This is a genomic window from Arenibacter algicola (assembly GCF_000733925.1).
GTDB lineage: Bacteria > Bacteroidota > Bacteroidia > Flavobacteriales > Flavobacteriaceae > Arenibacter > Arenibacter algicola.
Map to the genome: position 1 here is coordinate 1,526,765 of NZ_JPOO01000001.1, position 15,502 is coordinate 1,542,266.

The following is a 15,502-nucleotide window of genomic DNA, read 5'->3' on the forward strand; positions in this document are numbered from 1 at the left end:
AACGGATTATATTTTTAATTGAATCCCTGATAAAGGGTTCCCTGTTTTGAGCAACCAACAGTTATTGGTTTTACCCGCAACTTTCGGCTTTGTAGATGCTCAGATATTTTATGGATGAAATGAGAACGGACAAAATCCTCAGAGGAAAATGTCCGTCCATAACAAAATCTAACCAACCAAAGAGATTTTCTTAATTGTCGTCCGTGGCGTCATCTATTTCATCTCCAATTTCTTCCACACCTTCCTCAATGTCGTCACCTACTTGTTCTATTCCATCTTCAATTTTCTCACCTGCAGTTTTTTCTTCCCTGCAACTGCTAAAGGTGGCCAATGAAACAGTAAATAGAAGAGCGAATAAAAAGTATATTATCGATTTTTTCATTTTTATAGTTTTAGGATTATGTACGTAGTGTACTTAATATTGTTAAAGTTAATTTTTACTCGATAATCGAGATTAAAACCTGCCTGCCCGATTCGTATAGGCGGGCGTCGAAATGTTATTAGTAGTTTCCTTCAGATGCCTCAAGGGCTTGCCCAGAGGTAATTGACTAAGCTGTCTTTATTAGATCTTACTTCTTCCCGTAAATAATGATATTACAAAGAGAATCAAGAAAATAAAAAATAGGATTTTAGCAATACTGGCAGCTCCCGCTGCTATTCCCCCGAATCCGAAAATTGCGGCTATTATAGCTAATATTACAAATGTTACTGTCCATCGTAGCATATTATGTGTGTTTTTAAGGTTAATACTATCAACTGTCTTTTAAACAATCTCTATAACAAATCTCGGGATATTCAATCGCTTTGTTTAACGTAATCACGTTAATAGTTAACACAGATGGCTTTGTTGTAACTTGTTTTAATTCAATTGCTTGTAGGTTTTTCGAATTTGAAGTTTTCTGGAAAATCCAACGTACGTATTGGGAAGGGAATATTAATATTGTTATCGTCAAAGGCTTTCTTTATGGCTATCATCGCAATAGTTTTGGCCTTAAGTACCTCTAAGGAAGAGGTAGATTTAATCCAAAAGCGGGTTTCAAAATTTATGGAGCTATCGCCAAATTCTGTATACAGGAAAATTACTTCCTTGTCATTTTCTACGTTGTCAAAATTGGAGGAAATAGTCTTGCATACCAAATCCCGTACAAATTCCAAATTGGACGAATATGCAACACCGCATTTAAGGATTACACGGGATTGGGCAGTAGTGGAGAAGTTTCTTATTGGGTTCTCCAATACGAGTTTATTGGGAATATAAACCAAATTGTTGTCCGATTGTTTTATAGTTACGGCCCTTAGGTCTATATCGATTACCTCCCCCTCATAATCGTTGCTCTCTATCCAATCCCCAAATTTTATATGCTTAATATAGGACAGTACTATACCGGAATAGGTGTTGGCCAATGCCCCCTGCAATGCGAGACCTACAGCCAGACCTGCTACCCCTGCACCCGCTAAAATTGTGTTTAGGGTTTTGCTTAGATCCAAGATACCAAGCACCAAAAATAATCCTGTTAGAATGACCAAAACAGAAATTAATTTGGCAATTAAATTCTTCATGGATTTTTGTAAACTACTTTTATCCAATAGTTTCCACGTAAGTTTGGTGAAATATTTGGAAAGTAGAATTACGATGGTAAATACGAGCAGGGCTAAAACGATGTTGGGCAAGTTCACTATTAGACTATCTACCCAAGAAGCCAGTCTATTTATCATTTCTTCCCAGGCTTCGTCAATCTTTAAATCCATAACCGTACATTTAGTAGTTGTCCCAAAAGTTAAGAAGATTTTTAGGAATAATCCCATTATTATTACAGATACGGATATAATTGAAGTTGATCCAATAAAAATGGCTCCGATATTTAAGTGTATCGGAACCATTAATTAACAACCAACCTAACCATCTAAATTGAATTACAGCTGTAGTTCGCTGTAATTCAAAGAAGAATACGTTTATTCCCAAATATCCCCCGAAAATTTAGGTAAACCTGATTGCCATAATCGTCGTAGTGCAATCATCTTTATTTTTCTCTCGAGTCAAATTTATCGAAGGGGGTTAACATTTATGTGCTGTAATCTAAATAATATTAACTCTTATAGAAATAAGCATTTTTGGTGACAATTGTTGGTCTGTGCAATTCATTCAATTGTTTGCGCTATAATTTATTGGTATTGGGGTAGTCGTATAAAACGGATTAATTACCTTTAAACAACTCGTTAATTAATTCTACCATGTTTAAATATGCCATTAAAATATTGAAGGTGTTTTATCGTAGAGTGCTATTGAGTATTGCATTTTATCCTGTGCTTATTTCATTAGGGTTTTTTCTTTTGGCATTAATAGTATTGGAACTGGAAAGTTGGGAATTGGCCGAAACGCTCAAGGAACGGGTGCCTTATCTTTTTATAAAGGATTATGAAACAGCCCGTGCCATATTAACAACTTTGATTGGTGGCATTCTTTCTTTAACAGTGTTTAGCTTTACAATGGTCATGGTTGTACTCAGCCAGGCTTCCTCCAATTTTTCACCGAGATTATTGCCGAGTTTGGTTTCAAATAAAAGACATCAATTAATTCTTGGAGTATACATAGGTACTTTGCTGTATTGTATTATAATTCTAATTGTTCTAGGGGCCAACAATATTGAAACACATTCGGTAGGTTTCCCAACCATGTTGGCCGCAATTTCAGGAGTATTTTGTATAGGTTTGTTCGTTTATTTCATTCATAGCATATCCACATCCATTCAAATTCAGAATATTATAGATAACATATTTAGATCTAGTTCTAGATCTTTGGACAAGGATTATGAGGATTCCAGTAATTTAAAAGTTGGCTTGCAAGAATTTAGGATGGATGATTTTGAAACTATTTATTCGCATAAGTCGGGCTATTATAAAGGATTTGATAATTCCTTATTAAGCGATTCCTTGGTTGAACATTGCCATCAAGTTGAAATACTGCCATACGTTGGTAGTCATGTGTGGGAGGGAATGCCATTGTTAAAGGTTCAGAATATGATTGAAGATTGGGATTTGGAGGACCTTTTGTTGTGTGTAAATATTAGCAGCAACAGAAGCGATCACAACGAGGGATTTGATGGGGTTGTTAAATTGATGGAAATAGCAGTCAAAGCCATGTCACCAGGGATTAACGATCCGGGGACCGCTATTGACGCCATTAATAGATTGGCGCCACTACTTGTAAAAATTTTGAGATTTCCGAACAAAACATCGAGCTCCGTAAAGGAAGGCCAGATTATTATAGTTAGAACCAACGTTTCGGCAAAGGAACTAATGCAGGCAATTATTCAGCCAATAAGGTTGTATGCAAAAAAGGATAGTTCAGTTGTTCTTGCCTTGCTTGGGGCATTAAAATTTATGGAGCAAGATGTAAAGATTTCAAAGGAAAATAAGGAAGAAGTTCAAATGGAGCTACAGGCCCTAAAAATGGATATAGTGGATAGTATTGAAAATATTTATGATCGGGAAAGAATTGTGGCAATGTTTGAATAGAACCACTTTAAACGAGCAATACCACAAATAGTTAAAGTTATTGGGCTTTATCAATTGTACAAACCTTTTAACTTGCATTTTTTAATAATATAAAAATTCAATCGGATGGAATATATAGAGGCGGTAAACCCATATAACGGTAGGCCCTTGGATAAGTATAGAATATTTTCGGATAGTGATATAAAGTCGGTATTGGAAAAAGCCGAACTTGCTTTTGATAGTTGGAAAATTGAGAGCGTGGAACATAGGTCGGGACTGTTAAAGAAACTGGCCAAGACATTGTTAAAGAACAAAAAGTCCTATGCGGAGTTAATGACCAGGGAAATGGGAAAACCAATAAATCAGGGCATTGCTGAAATTGAAAAATGTGCATGGGCATGTGATTTTTACGCCAAGAATGCGGTTGGGTTTCTTTCTGACGATCTTATAGATACTGAGGCTGACGAAAGTTTTATAAGTTACGATCCCATTGGTTGTGTTTTGGCGGTTATGCCCTGGAACTTTCCATTTTGGCAGGTTATCCGATTCGCAGCACCTACGCTTACTGCCGGCAATACTGTAATATTAAAACATGCCAGTAATGTTCCTGGCTGTGCCGAAGCCATTCAGGAGCTGTTTCTTTCGGCAGGCTATCCCGAGGGCAGCTTTCAGTTTATTATTGCGGACCATCAACAGATTGAATCAGTCATAGGAAATTCTATTGTCCAGGGTGTAACCCTTACGGGAAGTGAGAGGGCAGGTAGAGCAATTGCGGCCCAGGCAGGAAAGCATTTAAAAAAATGTGTCATGGAACTAGGGGGCAATAATGCCTGTATTGTATGGGAAGATGCTGATTTGGACAAATATATGGACACCATGGTTATGGCCAGAATGCAGAATACCGGTCAAAGCTGTATAGCCGCAAAGAGATTCATAGTGGTTGAGGCTATATATGATGAATTTCTTATGAAATTTACCAAAAGAGTCCAAGCCCTTAAATCAGGAGATCCTTTGGATAAACATACAGATATAGGAGTAATGGCCAGAGAGGACTTGGCCAAAACCTTGGAACAACAGGTTGCGGATTCCTTGGACAAGGGGGCTCAAGTTAAGGTTGGAAATAAGAGGAACGCCGCTTATTATGAGCCTACAGTACTTACCGCAGTAGTTCCTGGTATGCCCGCCTTTGACGATGAGCTTTTTGGCCCAGTGGCAGCTGTGGTCAAGGTAAAAGATAGAAAGGAATCCGTTGTGATGGCGGCAAATTCTAAATTTGGTCTGGGGTCCATGCTGTTTACAGAGGATATAAAATCTGCGCGGAAAATAATTGGGGACATACCGGACGGGGCATTTTTTATCAATGAAATGGTAAAGTCCGATCCAAGGTTGCCTTTTGGAGGAACAAAGACATCGGGATTTGGTCGTGAGCTTTCCATGGAAGGGATATTGGAGTTTGTGAACAAAAAGACGGTCTATATTAGGAAATAGAATTTTAACTGGAATTTGCGAGGGTTACATATTATGGTCCATACCCCAACTATTTTTAAACGCGAATTGATTTTGGGGCATACGCTGCCGTTGGCTAATTTCTTTTTTCTGAAGTTTTTCGGGGAGATCATCCAGTTCCCCACCATAATAGCCCAGGGCAATTGCCGTTACAATGTGGAATTCTTCAGGAATATTGAAGATTTGTTGGGCTTCTTTATAGTCTAATCCGGCCATATGGTGCATGGCTATTCCCATATACTGGGCCTGTACTGTCATTGCACCCAGACCCATACCCAGGTCATGAAGGGCGTGGAAATTTTCTTTTCCCTTTTCGGTTTCTTTTTTATATGCCGTAAGCATTAAAAGGGGGGCATTTTTGGCCCATATCTTATTCGAATCTGTTAGGTTGTCCATAATTTTTTTATAGGCCTCTGAACCTTTTTCAGCATATAGGAATCGCCAAGGCTGCTGGTTATTGGAACTTGGGGCCCAACGCACAGCTTCAAAAAGTTGGTGCATATGTTGTTCGGTTATTTTTTTATCCTTAAAAATCCGAGGACTATATCGTTGTTTTAAAAGTGCAAATATTTCATAGTCGGAATCGGCAATGTTTTCTAGTTGAATTTGTTCCGGTGCTGTCATGATTTCTTTTTTTTAGCAATGTTTTATTAGTGAAACTCAATTTTGAGAAGTCAGTAAGACGTACTGAAAATTGAAAGTTGAACTAATCCCGCCTTTTTCGGCGGGATCTAGGTTCAATACCTCGACCCTTGGGTGGATTCCTATTATTGGGTTCAGGGCCTGCCTTTGTCAGACAGGCTTGCCCTAAGGTTTAATACCTTTTATTAATTGTTTTTTTTCATGAAACAACTCGGCTGCCGTAATAAATGATTCTGCTGAAGCAGCTTTTTTATTATGGCCACTCATTCTATGGTTTCGGGACTTGCTCTAGGGCTTAGCATAATTGTCTTCAAATTTTTATTAAATGGACCCTAACACAGCTCTGGTTTTACCAAGGGGCAATCTCTTAGGTCGAACACGGTAAACTAGTCTACTTTATTTCTAACTATTTTGATTTGTGTTTACCGCTGACAAAGGGTAATGTGTGCCTCTGATCCATTTATTTGTAGCATCCCTATAAGCATAGCCAACAAGGGAGTATAAACTGTGGAGGCTTTAAATATTATATCAATAATAATAAGTTATGGGATGCTTAATTGACTCAAAACCAATAATATTTGATTCTTTCCAAAATGGATTTTAGAGTTTTTTAGGGCTAATAACGATTTGCTGTGTTTATAGCTGTTGCAAAATGTCCAACAGGGATAGGGTCAAGGAAAATACGGTTGGTCACTAACGCCATAGGATTTCTATGGATAAACTCCTTGGGATTCCAGATTGACCGTGGTTAGATCCAAAATTTGCGTTTCATTCTTAGGAATCCGATAATAAAACAGATATACATCAATACGATCAGTGATAGGTGTATTCTTCTTATATGAACATATTCGTTTAATTGGTAGGTATAATTATAAAATCTGGAAGCCTTGATAGGGGCATAGCCCAGATAAAAAATTAAAAGCCCAATGCTTATCCATTTAATCCCGGTAAACCTATAGTCCAACTTTTTGGAGCTATTCCGGTGTTCCATGAAGAAGAGGATAATACATATCAAAATGGCAAAAGCTCCTGCCAAATAACTATATACCTGTGATTCTAGTTTGAAGCTTTGAAAAAACGGATTAATTAAGGAGACCAACAGATAATATATGGCAGCAAATATTATATATTTTTTATACTTTTTGTGGTCTATGTAGCTCCAATACACATAAAAAAAATAGCTAAAAAAGACCAAGTTGTATATATTGTAAATAATAACATTGTGCCTAATGAAGGAGGAAAAAATGGAAATATGGAATACCTCATAGTGCTTTGTAAAATAACCCAATAATTCTGTTAAGAAGGTGTACATTAAAAGTATTGGAAAATACTTTAATGGGGTAGTGTAATATTTGGGGTATTTAATTAAGGCTACTAATAAGGTTAGGGCATAGAGAGGTTGACTTGCATTCTCTAAAATAGTATCCAATATTTCCATTTTTGCTGCAATCTAGGGTTAATGAATCTTGTTAATCCTAGTGGTAAGGTGGTGGAACCATATTGGCCTCGTTCAACACTAGACTTTTATTTTTGACATTGAAGGGAGCAGGGGGTGCTGTTGGCATAAATGAAGCCTCGGATTTATTTTCCCCAGTTTGCTGCATCCTGTCCATGGCTTCATCTTTTTTTGGTTCCAAGTTATCAGTAAGCAAAATGGGGACATTTTTGCCATCGTCCTCTTCCCTGATATAGAACCCGTATTCCCGGTCGTTGTCCTTTACGGCAGGGATAATAAAAAATGAGTTTTGTTTCGGATGTTTTATTTCCCTACCATCTTCAAAGGTCTTTTTATCTGGATAATTGGAAAAATAAAAACGTAGGGAGGAAATCTCCACATTGGCCTTTTTAGCTTCTTGTTCAATATAGGTCATGTATTCCTTTATGGTATTGTAGTCATAATAGCCAAAGCGGGCCACGTCGAATTTCTTCTCAGGAGCAAGTTCATTTTCATATTTTTCAATTAAACCTACCCTGCGTTCGCCGTAGGCATCATACATGGTTTTTGCTTGTTCCACGCTAACAATCTGCTTTGGAGCGTTAATTTCCATAGGTTCAGGTTCTGTAACAGGTGTTTTTTCCTTTTTTTGCTCACAGGAAGCAAGGCCAAAAACAACAAGGATTCCAAGGCATAATTTTGCATGAATTCTTTTTAGGTTTTTCATAATTCAAATTTTTACAATTAGTTGTTAATTAAAGTAATTATTTAGTGGTAAGCGTTGGGGGAAAACACTTGTTAAATTAAATGTTAAAGTACTGATTATTGTACATCTAAAAAAATTGCTCAAAAAATAAATGTATTTTTCTTGGGGGTTGAAAACAAAAAAATCCCATCTGGTATTATAACCAAATGGGATTTTAAGTCTGTCCCTAATTTTTAGGGATTATGCATCTTGTGTTTATTGGTTCATGGTAAGCAAAAACTCTTCGTTGTTCTTGGTTTGCCTAAATCTTTGTTCAATAAATTCCATGGCCTCTACAGGATTCATGTCCGCTAAATACTTTCTCATGATCCACATTCTCTGAATGGTGTTTTCATCCAATAAAAGATCGTCCCTTCTTGTACTAGACGAAGTAAGATCGATGGCCGGGAATATTCTACGGTTGGATATTTTTCTATCCAATTGTAATTCCATGTTACCAGTTCCTTTGAATTCCTCAAAGATTACTTCATCCATTTTAGAGCCGGTTTCAGTAAGTGCTGTTGCAATAATGGTTAAGGAACCACCACCTTCAATATTACGCGCAGCTCCAAAGAAACGCTTTGGTTTATGAAGGGCGTTGGCATCGACACCACCACTCAAGACCTTTCCGGAGGCCGGTTGAACTGTATTGTAGGCACGGGCAAGACGGGTAATGGAATCCAACAGGATAACCACATCGTGTCCACATTCTACCAAACGTTTAGCTTTTTCCAAAACAATATTGGCAACCCTAACGTGTTCCGTCGCTTCCTTGTCAAAGGTAGAGGCAACAACCTCACCACGAACATTACGTTGCATGTCCGTAACTTCCTCTGGACGTTCATCTATCAAAAGGATAATTTGATAAACTTCTGGATGATTGGCAGCAATACCATTGGCTATATCCTTTAAAAGCATGGTCTTACCAGTTTTAGGCTGGGATACGATCATACCTCTCTGACCTTTTCCTATAGGACTGAATAGATCTATAATTCTTGTAGAAATGGTACTTTGTCTTTCCGCAAGATTGAATTTTTCCTGTGGGAATAAAGGGGTCAAGTGTTCAAAAGACACCCTATCCCTAACTATTTGGGGATCTATCCCGTTTATCTTATTTACCTTAATAAGCGGGAAATACTTCTCACCTTCTTTTGGTGGACGTACATTTCCAAGTACGGTATCTCCAGTTTTTAATCCAAATAATCTTATTTGGGACTGGGATACATATATATCATCTGGAGAAGAAAGATAGTTGTAATCCGAGGATCTTAAAAATCCGTAGCCATCCTGCATAATATCCAGGACCCCTTCACTTTCTATAATACTGTCGAACTCAAATTCCGGTTCTTTATATTTGTTTTTTAGGTCCTTATCAAAATTGCTGTTGTTTTTGTCAACATTACCTTTTTGATGGTGTGGATTTTTTTTATGTTGAGGTTTATTGGGTTGCGAAGTATTTTGCTGTGATGCATTTTGTTGTGGTGCACCTTTTTGAAATTCCTTTTTCGCCTGTACAGGATTATTGTGTTGGCGAGGTTTTCTTTCGCGTTTTGTATCCTCTTTTTTATCTTCAACCGCAGTGGAAGTTTCTTCTGGGGTACTCGATTTTTCTGTTGGTGCAACAGATTTCATCTCCGGTTTTCCGGGTGCGGGTGCCTTTGCTGCCGTTTCTTTTGGTTTAGACTTGATTATTCTGGACCTTTTGGGCTTGGCCGTACTGCTTTCTTCTGTAGTTGCCTCGGTTCTCTCTTGAACAATTTTTGGATTGGATGCTTGAACATCCAAAATTTGATAGACCAAATCGAGCTTTTTTAAAGTTTTAAATTTGGCAACATTTAGGCCCTGGGCGATTTCCTGAAGCTCAGGAAGCTTTTTTGATTTTAAATCTGAAATCTCAAACATTAAGTTTTGAATAAATTATACTTATTACGAAAATATGAAGTGTATGTTGTTCTTGTTTTTGGATAATAAAGGGAATGAAATCCCCTGTTGGTAAGTAATCTGACTTATAACGTAGCAATATTACAAATTATTTTCAATATTAGGGTGATAATTTTTAAAAAGACGCTTATTTTTGCCTCTCAATTGTATTAAAAAGCATGATTCAAAGAATTCAGACCCTTTATTTAATCGTAGTTATACTATTAGGTGCGGTTGTTCCGTTCTTTGTAAATCTATGGTCGGATGCTAGGGGAAATGAGATATTTGCGGAAAATGAAGTATTTGTTTCCATTGCTTTTTATGCCGTAGCAGTCCTAGGGCTGTTGGGGATAGTTTTATTTAAGAATAGACAAAATCAATTTGTTGTGAACAGATTGAATATGATATTGAATCTTTTTTTACTAGGATTTTTCGTTTACCGATCACTAAACTTATCCGGAGAGACTATTGTTTCAGAGAAGGGTATTGGGATGCTGATTCCTGTATTTTCTATCGTTTTTTTAGTCCTGGCCAACAGGGCAATAAAAAAGGATGAAGATCTTGTAAAATCTGTTGATCGATTGCGTTAAGCCTAACATCTTAGTAGTATTAGTGCGTGAACCCGGGGTAGTGCCCGGGTTTTTTTTGTATTGAAACTTAGGTTAAAAAAGGTTGCTTGCAACGAATTTAAAACTGTTGCTTGAGCTAATCCCGCTTTTTTTAGAGTGATATTGTATTTTGAGACTCTAGTATCACAGAAGTCACTTGCGAATCATCCCCTTTTGCCAAGCTCTATAATCTCCAGATCCTTGATATTTTCTTTGTCTATTTTAAACCTCAACATGGTGCGTACTTGATGAAAACCGTGAATTCCACAAGCTCCGGGGTTCATATGTAATAGGTTTAACTTTTTATCCCACATTACTTTTAGAATATGGGAGTGGCCGGAAATAAAAAGTTTTGGAGGATTCCTTTTAATCTCCTCCCTGATACGTATATTGTATTTGTTGGGATATCCACCTATATGGGTCATCCAGACGTCTACTTCCTCACATTTAAATCGGTTGTCCAAGGGATATTCCAACTGAATTTTATTTTCATCTATATTTCCGTAGACGCCTTTTACCGGCTTTATCTTTTCTAAGGTATCCATGAGTTCCAAATTACCAATATCCCCCGCATGCCATATTTCATCGGCCTCCCTGGCATATTTTAGAATTTTCTCGTCCATATGTCCGTGGGTATCGGAAAGAAGGAGTATTTTTTTCATGCGTTTAATTCTTTATGATTTCTTACCTAAAAAGCAATTAAATAATCTGGATAAACCTAAGGGGCCAACATTGGGGTTTTACAGCTGTAAACATAAGGCAATTGGACAAATGGACATAGTAATACTTTATGTCAATATTGTATTAAAACATTTCAGCTATCTGTTTTTCTCCATTAGAACAAGTATCTTTGCCAACTACAAAACTAAATTATTCATTTGAGATATTTCGTCCAATTTTCCTATCAGGGCAGGTCGTATCACGGTTGGCAAAAACAGCCCAATGCAATAAGCGTACAGGAGGTTTTGGAAAACGCCTTTTCCTTAATTTTACGGGAAACAGTGTCTTTGACGGGGGCAGGTAGAACAGATACAGGGGTCCATGCCAGGGAAATGTTTGCCCATTTTGATTCTGATGCGCTTTTTGAGGGAACGGAATTGGTTCATCGTTTAAACGCTTATCTGCCAGACGATATAGCCATTGTTTCTATTTCTAAAGTTTCTGCGGACGCACACGCCCGCTTCAATGCTACTGAGCGTACATACGAATATTGGATAGTGCAAAATAAGAATCCCTTTTTGGTAGATGGGGCCTATTATGTGAAATATCCGTTAAATATAGAGCAGATGAACAAAGCTGCAGCTATTTTAGTGGAACATAAGGATTTTGAATGTTTTTCAAAGTCTAATACCGATGTAAAAACCTACCTCTGCGATGTTAGAAAGGCACAATGGATTAAGGATGAAGAAAAGTTGGTTTTTACCATAAGTGCAGATAGATTTTTGAGGAATATGGTCCGTGCCATCGTTGGAACCCTATTGGATGTTGGTTTGGGCAAATCTTCCCATACGGACATGGAGTATGTTTTGGCCAGTAAGGATAGGGGCAAGGCCGGGGTATCGGTACCTGCAAAAGGATTATATTTGACATCAATTAAATATCCTAATAATATTTTCGATCACAATGGATAAGGATACAGGAAAAGCATTTGATTATAGATTGTTTAAGCGCTTGCTTAGGCATGTTAGGCCATATTTAATTACGTTTTATGGAGTCGCCATAGCAGCAATCCTACTCTCTGGGTTTGCAGTTTTAACGCCCATTTTGGTGGGGGAGATAGTTGACAATGCCATTACCAATAAGGATGGGCAAAAATTATTGACCTTGACCTTGGCCATGGTAGGGGTTTTGTTGGGCGAAGTTTTAAGTCAGCTTTATTTTAATTATTACGCTAATTGGTTGGGAGAATCCGTTATTAAGGATATTAGAATAAATCTCTTTAAACACCTTATGGGTTTTAAGATGAAGTATTATGACAATTCCTCCATAGGCGTTTTGGTTACCCGTGCGGTTACAGATATGCAAAGGATAGGTGAAATTTTTAGTGAAGGTTTCTTTGTCATCGTTTCCGATCTCCTTAAAATGTTGGTGGTGGCCATAGTAATGATCGTCACCAATTGGAAACTGTCTCTAATTGTATTTGCTGTATTGCCCATAATATTATACGCTACCAGACTGTTTCAAAAGGCAATGAAGGTTGCTTTTATTGAGGTTAGGGCGCAGGTTTCCAATCTAAATTCTTTTGTGCAGGAACGTATCACCGGAATGAAGATAGTACAGTTGTTTACTAGGGAAGAGATAGAGAAGGAAAAATTCAGGGAGATTAATGAGAAACACCAAAATGCCTGGTTAAAAACTGTATGGTATAACTCCATTTTTTTTCCGGTAGCTGAAATCGTATCCTCTATTACGGTAGGATTGATTGTTTGGTACGGGGGTCTGCAGAATGTTGCCAATATAGGCCAAGAGGAATATGGCACCATTTTCATGTTCATACTACTCTCAAGCATGTTGTTCCGTCCGCTTCGCCAAATTGCGGATAAATTCAATACCCTACAAATGGGAATGGTAGCTGCTAATAGGGTGTTTAAAATATTGGATACGGACAGCAATATTCAAGATGTAGGGACAATAGATAAAGACAGTGTCAAAGGGGAAATCGAGTTTAAAAATGTACGCTTTGGCTATTTGGAAAATGAGGAGGTACTGCATGGAATTTCCTTTAAGGTAAAGGCAGGAGAGACCATAGCCATAGTAGGGGCAACGGGAGCCGGAAAATCTACCATAATTAATTTACTCAATCGTTTCTACGAAATTAATTCAGGTGCTATTTTGATCGATGGAATCAATATAAGGGACTATAAGCTGAATTCTTTAAGGTCTAAAATTGCCGTGGTTTTGCAGGATGTATTTCTCTTTGCGGATACCATAGCCAATAATATTTCCCTAAAGAACGATGCCATAACCATAGAGCATATGGAGCATGCTGCCAAGCAAATAGGCGTCCATGAGTTTATTTCCAGTCTTCCCGGAGGTTATGCCTACAATATAAAGGAAAGAGGTACTATGCTTTCTAGTGGCCAAAGACAATTGATAGCTTTTTTAAGGGCCTATGTAAGTAATCCCAGTATTTTGGTATTGGATGAGGCTACATCTTCGGTAGATACCTATTCCGAACAGTTGATACAACGTGCAACGGAAAAGATTACCGAAGGGCGCACTTCCATTATAATAGCCCATCGTTTGGCTACAATTAAAAAGGCCGATAAGATATTGGTAATGCAGGACGGCTTGATGGTAGAGACCGGTACCCATAAAGAACTATTGAAACAAAAAGGGTATTATCAAAATTTATATGAGGCCCAATTTTTGGCCGAAGAGGTAGCCTAAGGTTTCCCTTAAGCTTATGCAGTTAAAGTAGGTCCGATTTTATTAGGCTGGAGAGCTCTTCCAAATCCTTGAACAATACAAATTCCCCATTTTTTATATAGGATATTAGCCCAGTTTCCTCACTTACAATGATGGCCAGGGCATCTGTTTTTTCTGTTATGCCTACCGCGGCCCTATGTCTAAGTCCAAATCGCAATGGTATGGAACGTTCATTGGAAACAGGGAGAATTACCCGGGTAGCCACTATAAAATTATCCTCAATAACGGCTGCACCGTCATGTAAGGGGCTGTTCTTATAGAAAATACTTTCCAGAATGGGCTGGGTTATTTCAATATACATTTTATCTCCGGTCGACTTAACAAAGTCCAAAGAATTATTTCTGGCAATAATGATGAGGGCACCAGTTTTGGTACTTCCCATTTTTTCACATGCTGCAACAATTGCATCTACATTGGTGCCTATGGTAAGTCCGTCTTCCTTAAGAAATTTAAAGTGTTTTAGAAAGTTGCGTTTGGAGGCCAAATTGGTTGAGCCCACCATTAACAGAAATTTTCTGATCTCTTGTTGGAAAACAATGATAAGGGCAATTAGTCCCACTTGCATAAAACCACCGACCATGCTACTGATCATTTTCATGTCCAAAACTTCGGTCAACTTCCAAAAGGCCCAAACAATAACGATACCAATAAATATATTAATGGCTACCGTTCCACGGACTAATTGGTATACATAATACATGAGTACAGCCACCAAAAAGATGTCTATAATATCTGTAACACTAAAATCTAAGAAGTTTAAAAAATCCAATCCTGTGGTTTTTGTAAAAATAGGAAATAAGCTATAACCTCAAATTAAATTCGAAAAAATGTTTTGGCTCTTTTTTGAACAATTTTTAAATAGCTTAGCATGAAAATTGGTTACAAATGATCCACGGAACCGTTAATGGCATTAAGCAATTGGATACATTCCATAGCCTCCTTAACATCATGTACCCTTAATATTTGCGTACCTTTGGCGAGCGCGTACATATGTAGGGCCGTACTGCCGTTTAAAGCATTTTTTGGATTGGTTTCCAGTAGTCTGTAAATCATGGATTTCCTACTGATACCGGTTAAAATTGGCAGGTCCATGGCGTGGAGCAAATTGAATTTTTTGAGAATTTCATAGTTCTGTTCCAAAGTTTTTGCGAATCCAAAACCGGGATCAATAATAATGTCGTTAATTCCGGCAGCCCGGGCCAAGGCTACTTTTTCCGAAAAATAATAGAGTATTTCTCCCAGAAGATTTTCGTAATTGCTCATGGCCTGCATAGTACTGGGAGTGCCTTTCATATGCATCATAATGTATGGTGCCCGGTGCTTCCCTGCTACTTCCATCATTTTTGGATCCAAATTGCCAGCGGAAATGTCGTTGATTATTGCCGCCCCAAGAGCCAGGCATTCATCGGCAACCCTACTTCTAAAGGTGTCTATGGAGATAAGGACGTTTGGGAAGGTCTTCAGCAATAGTTTTACAATAGGGATAATTCGGGCCAATTCCTCACTTTCATCAACGTATTCGGCACCCGGCCTGGAACTATATGCCCCTATATCTATAAAACTTGCCCCATTGGCCAACATAATTTCTACCTGCGCAATAATCTCCGTTTCGTCTTTGTATTTGCCACCATCATAGAAGGAGTCGGGAGTAATATTGATTATCCCCATCACTTTGGGAGTACTTAGGTCCAATAAATTTCCTTTGCAGTTAATGGTCATGTT

At 37.9% G+C, this 15,502-nt stretch carries 15 protein-coding genes; 5 read left to right on the forward strand and 10 right to left on the reverse strand.

Translation table 11 applies throughout. The features are described from left to right. Positions 1 to 190: 190 nt before the first annotated feature. From U735_RS0106690 to U735_RS0106700, 3 genes are all read right to left on the reverse strand, one after another. Positions 191 to 382 (reverse strand): hypothetical protein, encoded by a 192-nt coding sequence (locus U735_RS0106690; RefSeq protein WP_031443084.1) that lies wholly within the window; start codon positions 380 to 382, stop codon positions 191 to 193. A 180-nt stretch (positions 383 to 562) separates the two neighbouring features. Beyond that, positions 563 to 724 (reverse strand): DUF1328 family protein, encoded by a 162-nt coding sequence (locus U735_RS25230; RefSeq protein ID WP_031443085.1) that lies wholly within the window; start codon positions 722 to 724, stop codon positions 563 to 565. 140 nt (positions 725 to 864) lie between these two features. Then, on the reverse strand, positions 865 to 1,749 hold the full coding sequence (locus U735_RS0106700; RefSeq protein WP_031443086.1) for a mechanosensitive ion channel family protein: 885 nt from the start codon (positions 1,747 to 1,749) through the stop codon (positions 865 to 867). Positions 1,750 to 2,232: 483 nt separating this feature from the next. Between U735_RS0106700 and U735_RS0106705 the strand changes: the two genes are divergently transcribed. Further along, positions 2,233 to 3,516 carry a DUF2254 domain-containing protein gene (locus U735_RS0106705; RefSeq protein ID WP_031443087.1) on the forward strand — a complete coding sequence of 428 codons (1,284 nt, stop codon included), beginning with the start codon at positions 2,233 to 2,235 and terminating at the stop codon, positions 3,514 to 3,516. 105 nt (positions 3,517 to 3,621) lie between these two features. Beyond that, positions 3,622 to 4,983 (forward strand): NAD-dependent succinate-semialdehyde dehydrogenase, encoded by a 1,362-nt coding sequence (locus U735_RS0106710; RefSeq protein ID WP_031443088.1) that lies wholly within the window; start codon positions 3,622 to 3,624, stop codon positions 4,981 to 4,983. Positions 4,984 to 5,007: 24 nt separating this feature from the next. On the opposite strand, the gene U735_RS0106715 is transcribed toward U735_RS0106710, so the two are convergent. The 4 genes from U735_RS0106715 to rho all read right to left on the reverse strand — a co-directional run bounded on the left by U735_RS0106715 (position 5,008) and on the right by rho (position 9,725). Next, positions 5,008 to 5,625, reverse strand: a complete 618-nt coding sequence (locus U735_RS0106715; RefSeq protein ID WP_031443089.1) for a nitroreductase family protein — start codon at positions 5,623 to 5,625, stop codon at positions 5,008 to 5,010. Positions 5,626 to 6,391: 766 nt separating this feature from the next. Beyond that, on the reverse strand, positions 6,392 to 7,081 hold the full coding sequence (locus U735_RS0106725; protein WP_031443090.1) for a hypothetical protein: 690 nt from the start codon (positions 7,079 to 7,081) through the stop codon (positions 6,392 to 6,394). 37 nt (positions 7,082 to 7,118) lie between these two features. Beyond that, positions 7,119 to 7,805 carry a hypothetical protein gene (locus U735_RS0106730; protein WP_031443091.1) on the reverse strand — a complete coding sequence of 229 codons (687 nt, stop codon included), beginning with the start codon at positions 7,803 to 7,805 and terminating at the stop codon, positions 7,119 to 7,121. Between the two features lie 234 nt (positions 7,806 to 8,039). Continuing rightward, complete coding sequence (gene rho / locus U735_RS0106735) at positions 8,040 to 9,725, reverse strand: transcription termination factor Rho (RefSeq protein ID WP_031443092.1); 1,686 nt, start codon at positions 9,723 to 9,725, stop codon at positions 8,040 to 8,042. 197 nt (positions 9,726 to 9,922) lie between these two features. Between rho and U735_RS0106740 the strand changes: the two genes are divergently transcribed. Continuing rightward, complete coding sequence (locus U735_RS0106740; RefSeq protein ID WP_031443093.1) at positions 9,923 to 10,333, forward strand: DUF4293 domain-containing protein; 411 nt, start codon at positions 9,923 to 9,925, stop codon at positions 10,331 to 10,333. 182 nt (positions 10,334 to 10,515) lie between these two features. Here the strand turns inward: U735_RS0106740 and U735_RS0106745 are convergent, their stop codons facing one another. Further along, entirely contained in the window at positions 10,516 to 11,013 is a 498-nt protein-coding gene (locus U735_RS0106745; RefSeq protein ID WP_031443094.1) for a metallophosphoesterase family protein, read from the reverse strand. Between the two features lie 216 nt (positions 11,014 to 11,229). Here U735_RS0106745 and truA point away from each other — a divergent pair, with 216 nt between their 5' ends. Both truA and U735_RS0106760 read left to right on the forward strand, forming a co-directional pair. Continuing rightward, positions 11,230 to 11,982, forward strand: a complete 753-nt coding sequence (gene truA / locus U735_RS0106755) for a tRNA pseudouridine(38-40) synthase TruA (RefSeq protein ID WP_031443096.1) — start codon at positions 11,230 to 11,232, stop codon at positions 11,980 to 11,982. Further along, a complete protein-coding gene (locus U735_RS0106760; protein WP_031443097.1) occupies positions 11,975 to 13,741 on the forward strand; it encodes an ABC transporter ATP-binding protein in 1,767 nt (588 codons plus the stop codon). The genes truA and U735_RS0106760 overlap by 8 nt, the downstream gene beginning before the upstream one ends. Before the next feature lie 22 nt (positions 13,742 to 13,763). On the opposite strand, the gene U735_RS0106765 is transcribed toward U735_RS0106760, so the two are convergent. Further along, positions 13,764 to 14,549: a diadenylate cyclase gene (locus U735_RS0106765; RefSeq protein ID WP_031443098.1), complete on the reverse strand. Its 786-nt coding sequence runs from the start codon at positions 14,547 to 14,549 to the stop codon at positions 13,764 to 13,766. Between the two features lie 110 nt (positions 14,550 to 14,659). Beyond that, on the reverse strand, positions 14,660 to 15,499 hold the full coding sequence (folP, locus tag U735_RS0106770) for a dihydropteroate synthase (RefSeq protein WP_031443099.1): 840 nt from the start codon (positions 15,497 to 15,499) through the stop codon (positions 14,660 to 14,662). Positions 15,500 to 15,502: the final 3 nt, after the last annotated feature.

What these genes read in the sequence shown, in the direction of transcription:
- U735_RS0106730 (WP_031443091.1), bottom strand. Translation starts at nt 7,805, where the DNA reads ATGAAAAACCTAAAAAGAATTCATGCAAAATTATGCCTTGGAATCCTT.
- U735_RS0106710 (WP_031443088.1), top strand. Translation starts at nt 3,622, where the DNA reads ATGGAATATATAGAGGCGGTAAACCCATATAACGGTAGGCCCTTGGAT.
- U735_RS0106690 (WP_031443084.1), bottom strand. Translation starts at nt 382, where the DNA reads ATGAAAAAATCGATAATATACTTTTTATTCGCTCTTCTATTTACTGTT.
- U735_RS0106715 (WP_031443089.1), bottom strand. Translation starts at nt 5,625, where the DNA reads ATGACAGCACCGGAACAAATTCAACTAGAAAACATTGCCGATTCCGAC.
- U735_RS0106740 (WP_031443093.1), top strand. Translation starts at nt 9,923, where the DNA reads ATGATTCAAAGAATTCAGACCCTTTATTTAATCGTAGTTATACTATTA.
- U735_RS0106725 (WP_031443090.1), bottom strand. Translation starts at nt 7,081, where the DNA reads ATGGAAATATTGGATACTATTTTAGAGAATGCAAGTCAACCTCTCTAT.
- U735_RS0106705 (WP_031443087.1), top strand. Translation starts at nt 2,233, where the DNA reads ATGTTTAAATATGCCATTAAAATATTGAAGGTGTTTTATCGTAGAGTG.
- U735_RS0106760 (WP_031443097.1), top strand. Translation starts at nt 11,975, where the DNA reads ATGGATAAGGATACAGGAAAAGCATTTGATTATAGATTGTTTAAGCGC.
- U735_RS25230 (WP_031443085.1), bottom strand. Translation starts at nt 724, where the DNA reads ATGCTACGATGGACAGTAACATTTGTAATATTAGCTATAATAGCCGCA.
- U735_RS0106700 (WP_031443086.1), bottom strand. Translation starts at nt 1,749, where the DNA reads ATGGATTTAAAGATTGACGAAGCCTGGGAAGAAATGATAAATAGACTG.
- U735_RS0106745 (WP_031443094.1), bottom strand. Translation starts at nt 11,013, where the DNA reads ATGAAAAAAATACTCCTTCTTTCCGATACCCACGGACATATGGACGAG.
- folP (WP_031443099.1), bottom strand. Translation starts at nt 15,499, where the DNA reads ATGACCATTAACTGCAAAGGAAATTTATTGGACCTAAGTACTCCCAAA.
- rho (WP_031443092.1), bottom strand. Translation starts at nt 9,725, where the DNA reads ATGTTTGAGATTTCAGATTTAAAATCAAAAAAGCTTCCTGAGCTTCAG.